Below are 17,552 nucleotides of genomic sequence, written 5' to 3' on the forward strand. Positions count from 1 at the left end.
CCTCGCCCCGTCCCGTCCTGTCCCGTCCCAGGGAGTACTTGCCATGCCCGGAATATCCCGGAAAGCCGCGATCGCGCTCGCCGCCTCCGCCTCCATCGCCCTCCTCACCACCGCCTGTACCGGCCAGTCGAGCTCCGGCGCCGAGGACGACGCCTCCAAGGAGACGACCCTCAACCTCTGGCACGCCTGGAGCGCGCCCGCCGAGGTGAAGGCCGTCAAGTCGCTGATCGCCGGCTTCGAGAAGGCGCACCCCAACATCCACGTCAACGTCGTCGGCAATATGACCGACGACAAGATCAACCAGGCCCTGCGGGCCGGCGGCGACAAGGCCCCCGACGTGATCTCGTCCTTCACCACGAACAACGTCGGCAAGTTCTGCTCGTCCGGCGCCCTGGTCGACCTCAACCCGTTCTTCGAGAAGTCGAAGATCGACCCGGAGAAGACCTTCCCGAAGGCGATGAACGAGTACACGCAGTTCGAGGGCAACCGGTGCACCGTGCCGCTGCTGGGCGACGCGTACGGGCTCTACTACAACAAGACGGCCTTCGAAAAGGCGGGCATCAAGAGCCCGCCCAAGACCTGGTCAGAATTCGAGACGGTCGCCAAGAAACTGACGACCGCTCAAGGCAACACGTACAAGCAGCTCGGCTTCATGCCGAACTATCACGGCTGGGAGTCGACGACCGAGCACTACCTCGGCCAGTTCTCCCCGACATACTTCGACTCGGACGGCAAGTCCAACCTCGCCAAGGACCCCGCCTTCGAGGCCGGTTTCACCGTCCAGAAGAAGCTCGTCGACGCGCTCGGCGGCTACAAGAAGCTGGAGACCTATCGCGCCACGCTCGGTGATGAATGGGGACCCAAGCACCCCTTCCACACCGGTCAGGTCGCCATGCAGCTCGACGGCGAATGGCGGCTGGGCATGGCCCTGGACGCGAAGACGGACTTCGAGATCGGCGTCGCCCCGCTGCCCGTACCCGACGACCAGGCCGATGAGTACGGCAAGGGCTACATCACCGGGACGATCGCCGGAATCGCCGCCACCAGCGAGAAGCAGAACGCGGCCTGGGAGCTGGTGAAGTACATGACCACGGACACGGACGCGGTGGTCGGCTTCTCCAACGCGATCCACAATGTGCCGTCCACCCTGGAAGCCCTGAAGTCGCCCAAGCTGAAGTACGACCCGCGCTTCAAGACGTTCCTGGAGATCGCCGCGAACCCGAATTCCACGACGTCTCCCGCGTCCGTCAACGGCGGTGTGTATCTGGCCACGATCCAGGAGTTCGGATACGCCTACGAGAGCGGCAAGGAGACCGATCTCAAGGCGGGCCTCGCCAAGACGGCGAAGCAGATCGACACGGACATCGCGCAGGCGCAGTAATGGCCACGATCACCCTCGCGTCGAAGCGCCGCCGAGCGGCGCTTCGAAACGCCGCCTTCATGTCGCCCTGGCTGATCGGCTTCACGGTCTTCTTCGCGTATCCGCTGATCTCGACGGTCTATTTCTCGTTCATGCACTACGACGGCTTCAAACCGGCGACGTGGAGCGGAACGCAGAACTGGACCTACGTCTTCGAGCACTACACCTTCTTCTGGCCCGCCCTGCGCAACACCCTGTGGCTGGTCGTGATCATGGTGAGCCTGCGGGTCGTGTTCGGGCTCGGCGTGGGCCTGCTGATCACCAAGATCAAGACGGGTACGGGCGTCTTCCGCACGCTCTTCTATCTGCCGTACCTCGCTCCGCCCGTCGCCGCGACCATGGCCTTCGCGTTCCTGCTCAACCCCGGTACGGGCCCGGTCAATTCGATCCTGGAGAAGGTGGGCCTGCCGGCCCCGGGCTGGTTCAACGACCCCACCTGGTCCAAGCCCGCCCTCACCCTGCTCGCCCTCTGGGGCATCGGCGACCTCATGGTCATCTTCATGGCGGCGCTGCTCGACGTGCCCCGGGAGCAGTACGAGGCGGCCGAGCTGGACGGGGCGTCGGCATGGCAGCGGTTCCGCTATGTAACCCTTCCCAACATCTCGCCGATCGTGATGTTCGCGGTGGTCACGGGCGTGATCCAGACCATGCAGTACTACACACAGCCATTGGTCGCCGGGAAGGTCGCGTCGGGCGTCATCCAGGGCGCGGGCACCCAGTTCGAGCCCGGCTACCCGGAGAAGTCCACCCTCACGCTCCCCCAGCTCGTCTACAACCTCGGCTTCCAGCGCTTCGACTACGGCTCCGCCTGTGTCGTCGCCCTCGTCCTCTTCGCCCTGTCGATGGTGTTCACCGCGTTCCTGATGCGGCGCCGGGGCGGTCTCATCCAGGCAGGTGACTGATGACGCAAGTACTGGACAAGCCGGTGGAGTTGGGGGCCCCGGTCTCCCCCGCCGAGCGCACGGCCCGTCGCAAGGCGTTCCTGGAGTGGATCGCGGTCCACGCGCTGGGCGTCGCCGCCGCCCTGTTCTTCGTACTCCCCTTCGTGTTCGTCTTCCTGACCTCGCTGATGAGCGACAGCCAGGCCCTCAGCCGCGACCTGATCCCGAACACCTGGGAGTGGGGCAACTACCAGAAGGTCTTCGACACACCGGGTTTCCTGACCTGGTGGCGGAACACGCTGCTCTACGCCGGACTGGGAACAATCCTTACCGTCGTGTCGTCGATCCCGGTGGCGTACGCGCTGGCCAAGTTCCGCTTCCGGGGCCGCAATCTGTCCCTGATGCTGGTGATCTCGATGATGATGCTGCCACCGCAGGTGGTCATCATCCCGATGTACCTCTTCTGGGCGAAGCAGTTGGACCTGTCCGGCACACTCTGGCCGCTGATCATCCCGATGGCCTTCGGGGACGCGTTCTCGATCTTCCTGCTCCGCCAGTTCCTGATGACCGTCCCCAACGAGTACCTGGACGCGGCGAAGGTCGACGGCTGCGGAGAGCTGCGCACCCTGCTGAAGGTCGTCGTTCCGATGGCGAAGCCCGGCATCGCCGCCGTGGCGCTGTTCCAGTTCTTCTACGCCTGGAACGACTACTTCGGCCCGCAGATCTACGCCTCGGAGAACCAGAGCGCCTGGACGCTGAGCTACGGCCTGGAGTCCTTCAAGGGCATGCACCACACCGACTGGAACCTCACCATGGCCGCGACCGTTCTGGTCATGGCCCCCGTGATCCTCGTGTTCTTCTTCGCGCAGAAGGCGTTCGTCGAGGGCGTCACCCTAACCGGAGTTAAGGGTTGATTCTTGTATGAAACTCACCGTGGTCGGCGGCGGCTCGACCTACACACCCGAACTCATCGACGGTTTCGCACGGTTGAGGGACACCCTGCCGATCGAGGAACTCGTGCTCGTCGACCCGGCGGCCGAACGCCTGGAGCTGGTGGGCGGGCTGGCCCGGCGTATCTTCGCCAAGCAGGGCCACGACGGCAGGATCGTCACGACCTCCGACCTGGACGCGGGAGTCGACGGCGCCGACGCCGTCCTCCTCCAGCTCCGCGTCGGCGGTCAGGCGGCCCGCGAGCAGGACGAGACCTGGCCCCTGGAGTGCGGCTGCGTCGGCCAGGAGACGACGGGCGCGGGCGGCCTCGCCAAGGCGCTGCGCACGGTGCCGGTCGTCCTCGACATCGCGGAACGGGTCCGCCGTACGAACCCGAACGCCTGGATCATCGACTTCACCAACCCGGTCGGCATCGTCACCCGCGCCCTGCTCCAGGCGGGCCACAAGGCGATCGGCCTGTGCAACGTGGCGATCGGTTTCCAGCGGAAGTTCGCTGGAATGCTGGGCGTCGCCCCCGCGGACGTCCACCTGGACCACGTGGGTCTCAACCACCTCACCTGGGAGACGGGCGTACGGCTGGGCGGCCCCGAGGGCGAGAACGTGCTGCCCAAGCTCCTCGCGGAGTACGGCGACCCGATCGCCGCCGACCTGCATCTGCCCCGCCCGCTCCTGGACCGCCTGGGCGTCGTCCCGTCGTACTACCTGCGCTACTACTACGCGCACGACGAGGTCGTACGAGAACTGCGCACCAAGCCGTCCAGGGCCGCCGAAGTGGCCGAAATGGAACGGCAACTGCTGACAATGTACGGCGACCCGGCCCTGGACGAGAAACCGGAACTGCTCGCCAAACGGGGCGGTGCCTACTACTCGGAGGCCGCGGTGGATCTGGCGGCGGGGCTACTGGGCGGCGGGGGCAGCCCGTATCAGGTGGTGAACGCCTACAACCGCGGCACGGTGCCCTTCCTGCCGGACGACGCGGTGATCGAGGTGCAGGCGGCGGTGGGGCCCCAGGGCCCGTCGCCGCTGCCCGTGCCGGCTGTGGACCCGCTGTACGCGGGGCTGATGGCGCAGGTGACGGCGTACGAGGACCTGGCGCTGGAGGCGGCTGTGCACGGCGGCCGGGAGCGAGTCTTCCGGGCGCTGCTGTGCCACCCCCTGATCGGGCAGTACGCGTACGCGGAAGCCCTCACCGACCGACTGATCGCACACAACCGGGAGCATCTCGCGTGGGCATGACCGCATCCGTCCTCGCCGTCGACGCGGGCAACAGCAAGACCGACGTGGCGGTGGTGGCGGCGGACGGGCAGGTCCTGGCCACGGCGCGCGGCGGTGGATTCCGGCCACCCGCGGTCGGCGTGGAGGCGGCGGTGGACGTGGTCGCCGAGGCCGTGCAGCGGGCCTACGCCGACGCCGGGGTCACCTCCGCCGACCATGTCTCGGCATGTCTGGCCAACGCCGACTTCCCCGTGGAGGAGGAGCAGTTGGCTGCCGCGCTGCACGCGCGCGCGTGGGGCACGACCGTCGAGGTCCGCAACGACACGTTCGCGATCCTGCGGGCCGGGGTCACCGAACCGCGCGGGGTCGCCGTCGTCTGCGGGGCCGGCATCAACTGCGTCGGCATGCACCCCGACGGCAACACCGCCCGCTTCCCCGCGATCGGCCGTATCTCCGGTGACTGGGGCGGCGGTTGGGGCCTGGCGGAGGAGGCGCTGTGGTTCGCGGCCCGCGCGGAGGACGGCAGGGGCGAACCGACGGCACTGGCCCACGCCCTGCCCGCGCACTTCGGCCTCGACTCCATGTACGCCCTCATCGAGGCCCTGCACCTGGAACACATCGAGCCGCTGCGCCGCCACGAACTGACGCCGGTGCTCTTCGCCACCGCGGCGGACGGTGACCCGTTGGCCCGGGCGATCGTGGACCGGCTGGCCGACGAGGTGGTGACGATGGCGACGGTGGCCCTGACCCGCCTGGGACTGCTGGAGGAGGAGACGCCGGTGGTGCTGGGGGGCGGGGTGCTGGCCGCGGGGCACGCGCAACTGGACGACCGGATCAGGGACTTGCTGGCGGAGCGGGCTCCGAAGGCGGTGGCGCGGGTGGTGCGGGCCCGGCCGGTGCTGGGGGCGGTGTTGCTGGGGCTTGACCGGGTGGGGGCGGGGGCCGGGGTGCAGGAACGGGTGCGCACTCAGTATGTGACATAGCACTGCTGCGTATGTGACATAGCACTGCCGCCACAACGGGACATGACACCCCGAGCTCCCACCCGCCCCCGATGGAACCGAACCGATTCCCCCGGCGTATTCATGGGCAGGGGAGGGTGCGGAACGCCACGTCATGCCCGAAACTCGGGCTACACCGCTGCGATCCGATCAAGATCCAGTGAAGGCCGGTGCGGAATGTCAGTCCCGGCAGCGATACTTGCGGCGAAGGATGACCATGGGGGAGGTCAGCAGTGACACACTCGCCGAAAAGCAGCACGGCGCCACCAGCGGGCGCCGTGCCCACGATGCCATCACTACCGCCGCAACCGGACGGCCCCGGCGCACCCGGCCCATCCCTTCCCCCCGCAGCACAGGGATCGGCCGCCCCGGACCCCACCGAGCCGCCCCGCCGCACCGCGTTCGCCGAGGGCGTCGACCGCCTCCGCGAGGCGGCCACCACCGAACCCGGCCGCCTGCGCATCATCGGCGCGGTCCTCGCCCTGCTGGTCGTCGCCTTCGGCGCCGTGACGGCCTGGCAGACGACCGAGCGGGCGGGCGCGGCCGACGCCGTACTGCACAGCAGCCAGCCGCTCAGCTCGGACGCGGCCGACATCTACCGCTCGCTCGCCGACGCCAACACGGCGGCCTCCAGCGGCTTCCTGGCCGGCGGCCAGGAGACGGCAGCGACGCGTGACCGGTACGAGAAGGACATCCGCACCGCCGCGGCCAAGCTCGTCAACGCCGCCGCGAACTCGGAGCCCGACTCCCCGTCGGCGGCGACCATCGCCCGGCTCAACCGGCTGCTGCCGGAGTACAAGGGCCTGGTCGAGCGCGCCCGGACGTACAACCGGCAGGGCTTCCCGGTCGGCGGCGCGTATCTGCGGTACGCGAACGAGAAGATGCAGACCCAGATGCTCCCCGCGGCCGAGGATCTCTACACGAAGGAGAAGCAGCGGCTGCGCGACGACTACGACGACGCGACGCCGTATCCCTGGGCCGCGATCGCTCTCGGCGTCCTCGCGCTCTCCGGGCTGGCCTGGGCCCAGCACCGCAACTACCGGCGCACCAACCGCGTGCTCAACCACGGCCTGGTCGCCGCGACCGCGACCGCCACGGTGGTGCTGCTCTGGCTGGTCGTCGGCCACAGCGTCGCCCGCGCGGGCCTCAACGACTCGTACGACCACGGCGTCCGCTCGCTGAACGTGCTGAACGACGCCCGGATCGCTTCTCTGAAGGCACGCGGCAACGAGAACCTGACGCTGGTCGCCCGCGGTGCCGAGACGGTCGAGGTGGGCGGCAAGGTGGTCGACGCGTACGACAACGACTTCCGCACGGACATGGGCATCCTCGCCAAGGGCCTGACCGCGGCCGAGAATCTCGCCGACGACGACTCCGGCGAGCAGCCGGTCACGGCGGCCGTGGGCAACATGGAGGAGTGGCACAAGCGCCACACCTCCGCCCGCGCGGAGGACGACAACGGCAACTACCAGCAGGCACTGGACAAGGTGATCGGCGCCAAGGGTGCGACGGGCGAGTGCTTCGACAGCGTCGACGCGAACCTCGCCAAGGCACTCGCCCACGAGCAGACCGAGTTCAAGCAGGCTGCCGGTGACGGCCTCGACGCGATGACCGGTCTGTCGGTGGGCGCCGCCGTCCTCGCGGTACTCGGTGCCGCTGGCGCGGTACTGGGCATCGGGCGCAGGCTGTCGGAGTACCGATGAAAGGGGGCGTGACGATGCATGCACGGAGGTTCTCCCTTCGCCGCCTCCGAGCCGGCCTGAAGGGCTGGGGCGGTGTCGGTGCGATGGCGGTCGTGTGCGCCCTGGCGTTGGCCTTCGCGCTGCTGCTGCCGAAGACCCAGTCCACCGGCGAGGGCACGGACGGCCAGGAGGTCGCCCACGGCAGCCAGGCGCGGGCCGAGGAGTGCACCGCCCCGGAGAAGCAGACCCTGTCCCCGTCCGGCGCCGACGGCTCCACCATCGACGCGATCAAGGCTCGCGAGGGCGAGAAGCGGAAGCTGATCGTCGGCGTCGACCAGAACAGCTACCGCTGGGGCTACCGCAACCCCAACAGCGCCGGTACGGCCGAGCTGGAGGGCTTCGACATCGACCTGGTCCACCGGATCGCCCAGGACATCCTCGGCGACCCGGACGCGGTCCAGTTCAAGGCCATCCCCACCAACCAGCGCATCCCGGCCATCCAGGACGGCCGCGTCGACATGATCGTCCGCACGATGACGATCAATTGCAGCCGCCTCGAGGACGTCGCGTTCTCCGCGCCGTACTTCAAGACCGGCCAGCAGCTCCTGGCCCCCAAGTCCTCGACCATCACCGGCTACGACGACTCGCTGGCCGACAAGAAGATCTGCACGGCCGAGGGTTCCACCGCGTACACCAAGCTGGACGAGGACAAGAAGGCGAACGAACTGGTCTCCTCCGCCGACATATCCACCACCGTCCCCAACCAGCTCGACTGCCTGGTGCGGCTCCAACTCGGCGAGGCCGACGCCGTGGTGACCGACGGCGCGCTCGCCGCCAGCCAGGCCGCGCAGGATCCGACGGTCGAGCTGAAAGGCGCTCCCTTCACCACCGAGTACTACGGCGTGGCGATGAAGCAGGACGCCGACGATCTGGTACGCCGGGTCAACCAGATCCTCGTGGACTACCGGGAGGACACCGCGAACGGCTGGCAGGCGTCGTACGACAAGTGGTTGTCGGCCACACTGGGTGAGGACTCGGCGGAGTCGGAACCGCCCGCACCGCAGTATCTGCGCAAGAGCTGAACCACCGTCAACGTCCGCTCCACGTCAACCACATAGGAACACAGAGCAGCGAGAGGTGATCGATGGGCGTCACGGGACCCCCCGGGCCGGTGATGGACCGGGACGAGGTGGACCGTGCGCTGGCGCGGCTCGGCGCGGAGCACGAGGCGATCGAGACGTCGCTCCTCGCCCTGCAGGACCACGCGGGCCGCAGACTCCTCGAAGGTGCGCAGTTGACCGGCGTCACCAAGGAGCGCTGGACGGCGGCCGAGGCGTCGATCACCCTGCTGTGGGCGTACTTCGACGCGTACACGGACGCGTTGCGCGCCGCCCGCGAGATCCGCGCCCGGCGTCGCTGGTCCAGCCGTGAGGACCTGGCGGAGCTGACCGAGCTGCTGCGCGGCGAGGCCGTCACGGTCGCGGGCTCCACCGGAGCCATGGCCAACGCGCCGACCCTGCACGGCGGCTCGGGCAAGCTCAGTGAGCAGTTCACGCTGGTCACGCTCGTCGACCGGATGAACGAGCTGTACGCGACGTCGCTGGACATGGTCGTCGCCGCCGACGCGGTCTGGTCGGCGCTGCCCGCCCGGATCGATTTACTGGCCGCGGAGCTCCAGCGCACCCGCAAGCTCGCGCACTCCGTCGGCGTACGCCCCGGCGAGCACCCGGCCGGCGACGACCTGGAGCGCATCACCCGCACGCTGACGCACCTGCGCGAGCAGGTCGTCTCCGACCCGCTGGCCTTCTGGACGCCCACCCCCGGGAGTTCGGCCCCCGGCGGTGGCCGCCCGGACACCACGGTCTACGACCGTGAGGCGCGCGCCCTGGAGGACGTACGCCGTGAGATCGACGCTGTACTGACCGTCCGTCAGGATTCCGAGCAGCGTCTGGTCAAGCTGCGTGACGTGCTCTCCCGCGCGGACCGTACGCTCGCCGAGGCCCGCACCGCGCGCGGCGAGGTCCTGGCGAAGATCGCGGCCACGGAGGTGCCGGTCGTCAGCGGCCCGCCGACCGTGCTGCAGGAGCAGCTGGCGACGGCCGCCGAGTACCGCAGACACGCCCAGTGGCACCGGCTGTCCCCGCTTCTGGAGTCCCTGGAGCAGAAGGCGGAGGACGAACTGCTGCGCGCCCGTGAGTCGTTGACCGCGGTCACCCAGCCGCTGGCGGTCCGCGCCGAGCTGCGCGGCCGGCTCGACGCGTACAAGGCGAAGGTCGCCCGGCACGGCCTCGCGGAGGACCCGTTCCTGATCGAGCGGTACGACGCGGCGCGGCGGATGCTGTGGAGCGCGCCCTGCGACCTGCGGGTCGCCGAACAGGCCGTACTGCGCTACCAGCAGTTGGCGGCCGAACTGCTGGGCAGCCCGCGCGTCCCGGGGCAGGGCGGGCCGGAGGATCGTAGGGGGGAGCACTCGTCATGAGTCAGGCAGAGCAGAAGTGCCAGCGCCCGGGGTGCGAGGGCGCGTACGAGGACGTGGGCGGCGGCGAGCTGTACTGCGACACCTGCGGTCTCGCCCCGGTCGTCTCATCGAACGGGATGGTGGGCTCGCCGCCCACCGGCATCAGCCGCAGCGGCAAGGGCTCGTCCGGCAGCGCGAGTTCACGCTCCGGCTCCCGCGCCAGCTCTCGTACGTCGTCACAGTCGTCGAAGTCACGGCGCTCGGTGTCGGGACGCCTGTCGCGCTCCCTGTCGGGCCGTTCCACCGGCCGCTCGGTGTCGGTGCGCAGCTCCGGCGCCAGTACCGGTTCCGGCGGTCGCGGCCGGCTCGGCGTCGGGCTCGTCCAGGTGCCGGACGTGCCGCGCCCCGACCCGCGGGAGATGGTCCTGGAGAAGGCGGAGGTCCCGGAGCGCAAGCGGTTCTGCTCCCGCTCCGACTGCGGGGCCCCGGTCGGCCGCGCGCGCGGCGAGCGACCCGGCCGTACGGAAGGCTTCTGCACCAAGTGCGGTCACCCGTACTCCTTCATCCCGAAGCTGAAGGCGGGCGACGTCGTCCACGGCCAGTACGAGGTCGTGGGCTGTCTGGCGCACGGCGGACTGGGCTGGATCTACCTCGCGGTGGACCGCGCGGTGTCGGACCGGTGGGTCGTGCTGAAGGGCCTGCTCGACACCGGCGACCAGGACGCGATGGCCGCCGCGATCTCCGAGCGGCGTTTCCTCGCGGAGATCGAGCACGCCAACATCGTGCGGATCTACAACTTCGTGGAGCACCTCGACCAGCGGACGGGCTCGCTGGACGGGTACATCGTGATGGAGTACGTCGGCGGCAAGTCGCTGAAGGAGATCGCCAACGAGCGCCGTACACCGGGCGGCAAGCGGGATCCGCTGCCCGTGGAGCAGGCGTGCGCGTACGGCATCGAGGCGCTGGAGGCCCTGGGCCATCTGCACAGCCGCAACCTGCTGTACTGCGACTTCAAGGTCGACAACGCCATCCAGACCGAGGACCAGCTCAAGCTGATCGACATGGGCGCGGTCCGCAGGATGGACGACGAGGAGTCGGCCATCTACGGCACGGTGGGCTATCAGGCGCCGGAGGTGGCGGACGTCGGCCCATCGATCGCCTCCGACCTGTACACCGTCGCGCGTACGCTCGCCGTCCTCACCTTCGACTTCCAGGGCTACACGAACGTGTTCGTGGACTCCCTGCCCGACCCGGACAACATCGAGGTCTTCCGGCAGTACGAGTCCTTCTACCGGCTCCTGGTCCGCGCCACCGACCCGGACCCGGCCCGCCGCTTCGCCTCCGCGCAGGAGATGACCGAGCAGCTCACGGGTGTCCTGCGCGAGGTCGTCTCCCTGCAGACGGGCACGGCCCGGCCGTCGCTGTCGACGCTGTTCGGGCCCGAAGTCAAGGTGACGGACACCGAGTTGTTCCCCAAGCTGGAGGGGGATGTGTCGCGGCTGGGGGCGCGGGCGGTGGCGCCTCGGCGGCGCGGTACCGGTGCCGCCGAGCTGCCGGCCGGCGGAGCCGGCCATGGACAGGGCGTCCAGGACCTCGTCAAACACATCAACGCCCCCGCCGCCGCGCTCGCCCTGCCCGTGCCGCACGTCGACCCGAGCGACCCGAACGCCGGGTTCCTGGCGGGCCTGATCGCCTCCGCGCCGGGCGAGTTGATCAGTGCGCTCGCGGCGGCGCCGACGGAGTCGACCGAGACACGGCTCAGGCAGATCAGGGCCTGGCTGGAGACCGGCGACTCCGACACCGCGCTGGAGACCCTGGCACGCCTGGAGGCCGACCATCCGGACGACTGGCGGGTCGTCTGGTACCGCGGCGTCGCGGCGCTGGTGACGGGCGATCACGAAGGCGCCGCGCTCTCCTTCGACGCGATCTACGACGCCTTCCCCGGCGAGCCCGCGCCGAAGCTGGCGCTCGGCCTGTGCGCGGAGGTGCTGGGCCAGCTCGACAACGCCGCCGAGTACTACCGCCTGGTGTGGTCGACCGACCCGAGCTTTGTGTCCGCGGCGTTCGGCCTGGCCCGGGTCCGGCTCGCGACGGGCGATCGCAGGAGTGCCGTACAGACGCTGGAGTCGGTTCCCGAGTCGTCCATCCACTACACGGCCGCGCGCGTGGCCGCCGTACGGGCGCGGCTGCGTCAGCGCACGGCCGCCGCCGCCGACGTACCCTTCCTGGAGGACCTGACCGCGGCCGCCGGGCAGGTCGAGGCCCTGGAGGCGTACGGTCTGGACCCCGCGCGGCGCGAGCAGTTGTCGGCGGAGGTCCTCGGCTGTGCGCTGGACTGGATACTCTCCGGTGGCCAGGGTTCCGTACCCCCCGCCGCCGGGGGACGGGTGCTGCTCGGCAGCGGCCTGGACGAGCGGGGACTGCGTTTCGGCCTGGAGCGTTCGTACCGCATGCTGGCCCGGCTCGCACGCGGCGGCGAGGAGAGAATCGATCTGGTGGAACGTGCCAATCGTTACCGCCCCCGGACGTGGGTGTAGTTGATGTCGCAGATGCCCCAGCAGACCGCCCTGTCCCGGTGCCCGAGCTGCGAGGAACCCCTCGAGTCGGGTGACCGCTTCTGCGGTGCGTGCGGATACGACCTGTCCGCCGTCCCCGCACGACCGGAGGACCAACCGACGATCACCATGAACGGCTCGGCACCGCCCCCGCCGGCCGGTGCCGCCGATGTGGACTGGCCCGTCGCCCCCGGCCGGCCCGCCGCCACGCATCTGCCGACCGACCTCCCGGACACGGACCCGGGCGGCCACGCGATCCCCGCGCAGGCACCAGTGGGCTCCCCCGTGTCCCCCGCCTCCGGTGTCCGCTTCGACCGGCCGCCGGAGCCCGACGAGTACCCGCTCCAGGCGCCCGACCCGCGCATCGCCGACCTCGCGTCCCCGCCGGAGGGCACCACCGTGTGCGTCGCCTGTCGTTCCGGCCGCGTCGACAACGACGGCTACTGCGAGAACTGCGGGCACGCCCAGCCCCGCGAGCGCGACCACATGGAGCAGGAGACCGGCCCGGTCGCCGCCGTCAGCGACCGCGGCCTGCGCCACCACCGCAACGAGGACGCGTTCGCCCTCGGCTGCACCGCGCTGCCCGACGGCGCCCCCGCGACCGTGGCGATCGTCTGCGACGGCGTCTCCTCCGCGACCCGCCCGGACGACGCCTCCCTCGCCGCCTCCCGGGCCGCGAGCGAGTCGCTGCTGGCCGCCCTGCCGCGCGGCACGCACCCGCAGCAGGCGATGCACGAGGCGATCGTCGCCGCCTCACGCGCCGTCAACTCCCTGGCCGGGGAACCCGCCACGGCCCGCGAACACGCCCCGCACCAGAACGCCCCCGCCTGCACCCTCGTCGGCGCGATCGTGACCGCCGGACTGCTGGTCGTCGGCTGGGTCGGCGACAGCCGCGCCTACTGGGTGCCGGTGGACCGCAGCTCCCATCCGGCCCGGCTCACCGAGGACGACTCCTGGGCCGCGCAGATGGTCTCCGCGGGCCTGATGAGCGAGGCCGAGGCATACGCCGACGAGCGCGCCCACGCGATCACCGGCTGGCTCGGCGCCGACGCCTACGAACTGGAGCCGCACACCGCTTCCTTCAAGCCGGACCGTGCGGGTGTAGTGGTGGTGTGCACCGACGGACTGTGGAACTACGCCGAGGCGGCCGAGGAGATGGCCGAGGTCGTCCCCCTCGACGCCGCCGTGCGCCCCCTGCACAGCGCCCAGGTCCTGGTCGGTCACGCGCTCGACGGCGGGGGCCACGACAACGTAACAGTGGCCGTCGTGCCGTTCCCTGCCCCGCCGCAGGGGGCAGGATCGGCCTGAGGCCACCGCACGAAACGGACTGGAGGGGACCAGTCCGGACACAGTCATCACCCCGCTCCTGTGGGGTTTTCGAGGGGATCTTCAGGAGATCTTCAAGGGGGATCAGAGAAGGCATGGCCAATTTCTCGAAGTCGAACGTGCCGCAGTTCTCGGTGGACGTCTATCAGAACGAGTACCTGCCGGAGGGCGGTCGCGAGGTCAACGCGATCGTCACCGTGACCGCGACCGGCGGCGGCACGATCGGAAGCGCCGTCGCCGCACCCCACCTCTACGCTCCGGGCCAGGGCCCGGACGCGGCGGTGGCGATCATGGTCGACTGCTCCGGCTCGATGGACTACCCGCCGACCAAGATGCGCAACGCCCGGGACGCCACGTCCGCCGCGATCGACACCCTGCGCGACGGCGTGCACTTCGCGGTGATCGGCGGCACGCACGTCGCCAAGGAGATCTACCCGGGCGGCGGGCGCCTCGCGATCGCCGACGCCACCAGCCGCGACCAGGCCAAGCAGGCGCTGCGCAAGCTCAGCGCGGGCGGCGGTACGGCCATCGGGACCTGGCTGCGCCTCGCCGACGGCCTGCTGTCCTCCGCGGACGTCGCCATCCGGCACGGCATCCTGCTCACCGACGGCCGCAACGAACACGAGTCGTCCGAGGCCCTGAAGGCCGCGCTCGACTCCTGCGCCGGACGCTTCACCTGTGACGCCCGTGGCGTCGGCACCGACTGGGAAGTGAAAGAAGTCACAGGAATCGCCTCCGCCCTGCTCGGCAGCGCCGACATCGTCGCCGATCCGGCCGGTCTCGCCGCCGACTTCACGCAGATGATGGAGACGGCCATGGGCAAGGAGGTCGCGGACGTCGCCCTGCGGCTGTGGACGCCGGTGGGCACCACGGTGAAATTCGTCAAGCAAGTCGCGCCCACGGTCGAGGAGTTGACCGAGCGCCGCACCGAGTCCGGCCCGCGCGCCGGGGACTACCCCACCGGCTCCTGGGGAGACGAGTCCCGTGACTACCACGTCTGCGTCGAGGTCCCGGCCGCCAACCTCGGCCAGGAGATGCTCGCCGCCCGCGTCTCCCTGGTGATTCCGCAGCCCGACGGCACCGCTCAGAACCTGGGCGCCCAGGGCCTCGTACGGGCCGTGTGGACCGATGACATGGTCGCCTCGACGTCGATCAATCCCCAAGTCGCCCACTACACCGGCCAGGCCGAACTGGCACAAGCCATTCAACAAGGGCTCGATCTGCGCAAAGCGGGCGATATCGATGGTGCAACGGCCAAACTGGGCCGCGCCGTTCAGCTCGCCAGCGACTCCGGAAATGCGGATACCGCGAAACTCCTTGCGAAGGTGGTGGACGTTGTCGACGCCGCGACAGGTACTGTGCGACTGAAGGCGAAGGTCGCGGAGGCCGATGAGATGACCCTCGAGACCCGGTCCACAAAGACTGTTCGTGTAAAGAAGTGACCTGAGACAGACGCGAGCCTGACCCCTTGGGGTTGGAGAAATCCGGTCGTCGCGGCCGGAAAGGAGAGGGGGAAGCGCCGACATGCCGACCTGCCCGAACGGACACCAGTCGGGTTCCGACGACTGGTGCGAGGTCTGCGGTCACCGCATGGCCGGTGCCGTACCCCCGCCCCCGCCCCCTCCGCCCCAGGCCGCCGGGTACGGCTACCCGCAGCCCGGCCCGGCCCAGGCCCCGCCCGGCGCCCACCCCGGGGGGCGCCCGCACCTGTCCGCCGTGCCGGACCCCGAGCCGGAGCTCTGCCCGCAGTGCCGTACGCCGCGTGAGGGCGGCGCGCCGTTCTGCGAGGAGTGCAGGTGGAACTTCCTGACGAACACGGCGACCTCGTACACCCCGGCGGCCCCGCGCCAGCAAGGGCCCGGCCCGGCCGTGCGCTTCCAGCAGCAGCCGCCGCCCGGTCCGTCGTACGGCGGTGGAGAGTCGTACGACTACCAGAGCTCGCGTCCGTCGCAGATGAACCGGCCCGCTGAGCCGATCCCACCGTTCGGCACCGACCCGTCGGCGCAGGGCGGCCCGCCTGGTCCGCCCGGTCCGCCCGGTGGTCCCGGCGGCCAGCCCGGTCACGGCGGGCAGCCCGGTCCCGGCGGTCCGTCCGGCTTCGGCGGCGACCCGTCGCGGCAGGGCCCGCCGCCCGGTGGTCCTGGGGGCCCCAACGGCCCCGGTGGTCCGTCCGGTCCCGGTGGTCCGTCCGGCTTCGGCGGCGATCCGTCGCGGCAGGGCCCGCCGCCCGGCCCTCCCGGGGGTCCTGGTGGTCCTGGTGGTCCTGGTCGCCCCAACGGTCCCGGCGGCCCCATGGGTCCCGGTGGCCCCAACGGTCCCGGTGGGATGGGTGGTCCCGGTGGTCCGGGGCATCCCGCGCAGGCGTTCCAGCAGTCCGGTCCGCCCGCCCCGCCCGCGTTCCCGCAGGAGACGAACAGGCCGCAGCAGCAGCCCGGTGGCCAGTCCTTCGGCGGCGGTGACGACGACTGGTTGCTCTCCCCGCCCGGCTCGACCGCGCCCGGCGGTCCTGGCGGCCCCGGCCCCGGCGGTCCTGGCCCCGGTCAGGGCGGCTACGGCTATCCGCAGCCCGGCGCGACCCAGGCCCCGCCCCCGCCCGGCCCGGCGTACCAGCAGCAGCCGGCGACCTGGCTGGCGACCATCGGTCCGGACCGTGACTACTTCATGGCGATGATGCAGCGCTCCGGTCCCGAGGCCGCGGGCCTCAACCTGCCCGCGTACTCTCCCGAGCAGCAGCGCACGCTCACCGGCAACCAGGTCACCATCGGCCGCCGCCGCCACTCCACCGGCGACACCCCCGACATCGACCTCTCGGTGCCACCGGAAGACCCGGGCGTCTCGCACCAGCACGCGGTGCTGGTCCAGCAGCCGGACGGCAGCTGGGCGATCGTCGACCAGAACTCGACGAACGGTACGACGGTGAACGGCTCCGAGGAGCCCATCCAACCCTTCGTGCCGGTGCCGCTGCAGGACGGGGACCGGGTCCACGTGGGTGCTTGGACGACGATCACGATCCGCCGGGGTTAGTGGCTTCCGCTCACCCGGTGGTGTCCGCTCACTCGGTCAGCAGGTGGGGCCGGTCGTTCGGGAGGGGCCAGGCATACGGCCCCTCCGGGTCGTCCAGCCAGGCCCACTCGTGCTCGCCGCTGACCGTCACGCCGTAACGCTCGCGCTGCGGCTGTCCCTCGCGCTCCCACAGTGCGTACGCCTCCTGCGGTTCGAGGCTGCCGCGGCTCAACGCCAGCAGGAAGCGGAACAGCTCATGCTCCCGGGCCCGGCGCGGTACGCCGCCGAGGTGCGCCGGTTCCGAGTCGGGCCTGGCCGATCCGCGCAGCGGCACGAAGTAGGCGGGCGTGTGCAGGAAGCGCCCCTCGGCGTGCTCGGCGTCCTGTACCTCCAGCGCGATGAGGCCGGTGGCCAGCGGTGTCAGGATGCGGGCGCCGGGATTGCACTGGGCCAGCCAGGCGCACGGGATCGAGGTCAGGGTGCAGGTCGCGATGATCCGGTCGAAGGGGGCGCGTTCCGGCACCCCGCGCGCTCCGTCGCCGGTGACGACGGTCGGGTGGTAGCCGGCGGCGGCCAGGTGCCGACGGGCCGACTCGGTGATCTCCGGTTCCAGGTCGACGGTGGTGACGAGGTTGTCGTCGCCTAGCCGGTGGGCCAGCAGGGCGGCGTTGTAGCCGGTGCCCGCGCCGATCTCCAGGACCCGGTTGCCGTTCTCCACCCGCAGCTCGACCAGCATGATCGCCATGAGCGAGGGCTGGCTGCTGGAGGAGAGCAGCTCGCCGTCGCGCAGCCGGGTGGCCAGCGGGGCGTCGGCGTACGCCCCGCGCATCCAGCGTTCGCGCGTACGCGGGTCGGGGCTCTCACTCCAGCGGCGTTCATGGCCGCCGACGACGCCGACGTAGTAGTACGGCACGAAGAGGTGGCGCGGCACCGCCTCGAACGCCTCCCGCCACACCGGATCCCCCGCCCAGGCCCCGCTCAGCTCGATCTCGCGCACCAGCGCGGCCCGCGCCGACGCGGCGAGGTCGTCGAGTTCGTTGTCGAGAGCGTGCGCGCCCAT

Annotated in this window: 13 protein-coding genes; 12 read left to right on the forward strand and 1 reads right to left on the reverse strand. The window is 70.6% G+C overall.

Translation table 11 applies throughout. The features are described from left to right. The first annotated feature begins 43 nt into the window (after positions 1 to 43). The 12 genes from ACTWQO_RS30515 (at position 44) to ACTWQO_RS30570 (ending at position 16,513) form a co-directional block, all read left to right on the forward strand. A complete protein-coding gene (locus tag ACTWQO_RS30515) occupies positions 44 to 1,381 on the forward strand; it encodes an ABC transporter substrate-binding protein (protein ID WP_443240591.1) in 1,338 nt (445 codons plus the stop codon). Further along, a complete protein-coding gene (locus tag ACTWQO_RS30520; protein WP_443240592.1) occupies positions 1,381 to 2,322 on the forward strand; it encodes a carbohydrate ABC transporter permease in 942 nt (313 codons plus the stop codon). The genes ACTWQO_RS30515 and ACTWQO_RS30520 overlap by 1 nt, the downstream gene beginning before the upstream one ends. Continuing rightward, positions 2,322 to 3,215 carry a carbohydrate ABC transporter permease gene (locus tag ACTWQO_RS30525; protein ID WP_443240593.1) on the forward strand — a complete coding sequence of 298 codons (894 nt, stop codon included), beginning with the start codon at positions 2,322 to 2,324 and terminating at the stop codon, positions 3,213 to 3,215. The genes ACTWQO_RS30520 and ACTWQO_RS30525 overlap by 1 nt, the downstream gene beginning before the upstream one ends. 7 nt (positions 3,216 to 3,222) lie before the next feature. Next, positions 3,223 to 4,488: a 6-phospho-beta-glucosidase gene (locus ACTWQO_RS30530; protein WP_443240594.1), complete on the forward strand. Its 1,266-nt coding sequence runs from the start codon at positions 3,223 to 3,225 to the stop codon at positions 4,486 to 4,488. Further along, complete coding sequence (locus ACTWQO_RS30535) at positions 4,479 to 5,450, forward strand: N-acetylglucosamine kinase (RefSeq protein WP_443240595.1); 972 nt, start codon at positions 4,479 to 4,481, stop codon at positions 5,448 to 5,450. Before ACTWQO_RS30530 ends, ACTWQO_RS30535 begins: the two co-directional genes overlap by 10 nt. A 305-nt stretch (positions 5,451 to 5,755) precedes the next feature. Beyond that, a complete protein-coding gene (locus ACTWQO_RS30540; RefSeq protein ID WP_443240596.1) occupies positions 5,756 to 7,171 on the forward strand; it encodes a hypothetical protein in 1,416 nt (471 codons plus the stop codon). 14 nt (positions 7,172 to 7,185) lie between these two features. Next, a complete protein-coding gene (locus tag ACTWQO_RS30545; protein ID WP_443240597.1) occupies positions 7,186 to 8,232 on the forward strand; it encodes a glutamate ABC transporter substrate-binding protein in 1,047 nt (348 codons plus the stop codon). Positions 8,233 to 8,294: 62 nt separating this feature from the next. Then, a complete protein-coding gene (locus ACTWQO_RS30550) occupies positions 8,295 to 9,629 on the forward strand; it encodes a hypothetical protein (RefSeq protein ID WP_443240598.1) in 1,335 nt (444 codons plus the stop codon). Continuing rightward, positions 9,626 to 12,145: a tetratricopeptide repeat protein gene (locus tag ACTWQO_RS30555; RefSeq protein WP_443240599.1), complete on the forward strand. Its 2,520-nt coding sequence runs from the start codon at positions 9,626 to 9,628 to the stop codon at positions 12,143 to 12,145. Before ACTWQO_RS30550 ends, ACTWQO_RS30555 begins: the two co-directional genes overlap by 4 nt. Further along, a complete protein-coding gene (locus ACTWQO_RS30560; protein ID WP_443240600.1) occupies positions 12,146 to 13,471 on the forward strand; it encodes a PP2C family serine/threonine-protein phosphatase in 1,326 nt (441 codons plus the stop codon). A gap of 113 nt (positions 13,472 to 13,584) precedes the next feature. Beyond that, a complete protein-coding gene (locus tag ACTWQO_RS30565; RefSeq protein WP_443240601.1) occupies positions 13,585 to 14,931 on the forward strand; it encodes a vWA domain-containing protein in 1,347 nt (448 codons plus the stop codon). 82 nt (positions 14,932 to 15,013) lie between these two features. Then, the gene (locus ACTWQO_RS30570; protein WP_443240602.1) at positions 15,014 to 16,513 is read left to right on the forward strand and encodes an FHA domain-containing protein; all 1,500 of its coding nucleotides are present in this window, start codon (positions 15,014 to 15,016) and stop codon (positions 16,511 to 16,513) included. 28 nt (positions 16,514 to 16,541) lie between these two features. Here the strand turns inward: ACTWQO_RS30570 and ACTWQO_RS30575 are convergent, their stop codons facing one another. Beyond that, positions 16,542 to 17,552, reverse strand: coding sequence for a methyltransferase domain-containing protein (locus tag ACTWQO_RS30575; RefSeq protein WP_443240603.1), 1,011 nt, complete (start codon positions 17,550 to 17,552; stop codon positions 16,542 to 16,544).

This window comes from Streptomyces sp. 4N124, from assembly GCF_052245395.1.
Taxonomy (GTDB): Bacteria; Actinomycetota; Actinomycetes; order Streptomycetales; family Streptomycetaceae; genus Streptomyces.

What these genes read in the sequence shown, in the direction of transcription:
- ACTWQO_RS30515 (WP_443240591.1), top strand. Translation starts at nt 44, where the DNA reads ATGCCCGGAATATCCCGGAAAGCCGCGATCGCGCTCGCCGCCTCCGCC.
- ACTWQO_RS30520 (WP_443240592.1), top strand. Translation starts at nt 1,381, where the DNA reads ATGGCCACGATCACCCTCGCGTCGAAGCGCCGCCGAGCGGCGCTTCGA.
- ACTWQO_RS30525 (WP_443240593.1), top strand. Translation starts at nt 2,322, where the DNA reads ATGACGCAAGTACTGGACAAGCCGGTGGAGTTGGGGGCCCCGGTCTCC.
- ACTWQO_RS30530 (WP_443240594.1), top strand. Translation starts at nt 3,223, where the DNA reads ATGAAACTCACCGTGGTCGGCGGCGGCTCGACCTACACACCCGAACTC.
- ACTWQO_RS30540 (WP_443240596.1), top strand. Translation starts at nt 5,756, where the DNA reads ATGCCATCACTACCGCCGCAACCGGACGGCCCCGGCGCACCCGGCCCA.
- ACTWQO_RS30545 (WP_443240597.1), top strand. Translation starts at nt 7,186, where the DNA reads ATGCATGCACGGAGGTTCTCCCTTCGCCGCCTCCGAGCCGGCCTGAAG.
- ACTWQO_RS30550 (WP_443240598.1), top strand. Translation starts at nt 8,295, where the DNA reads ATGGGCGTCACGGGACCCCCCGGGCCGGTGATGGACCGGGACGAGGTG.
- ACTWQO_RS30555 (WP_443240599.1), top strand. Translation starts at nt 9,626, where the DNA reads ATGAGTCAGGCAGAGCAGAAGTGCCAGCGCCCGGGGTGCGAGGGCGCG.
- ACTWQO_RS30565 (WP_443240601.1), top strand. Translation starts at nt 13,585, where the DNA reads ATGGCCAATTTCTCGAAGTCGAACGTGCCGCAGTTCTCGGTGGACGTC.
- ACTWQO_RS30570 (WP_443240602.1), top strand. Translation starts at nt 15,014, where the DNA reads ATGCCGACCTGCCCGAACGGACACCAGTCGGGTTCCGACGACTGGTGC.
- ACTWQO_RS30575 (WP_443240603.1), bottom strand. Translation starts at nt 17,552, where the DNA reads ATGGGCGCGCACGCTCTCGACAACGAACTCGACGACCTCGCCGCGTCG.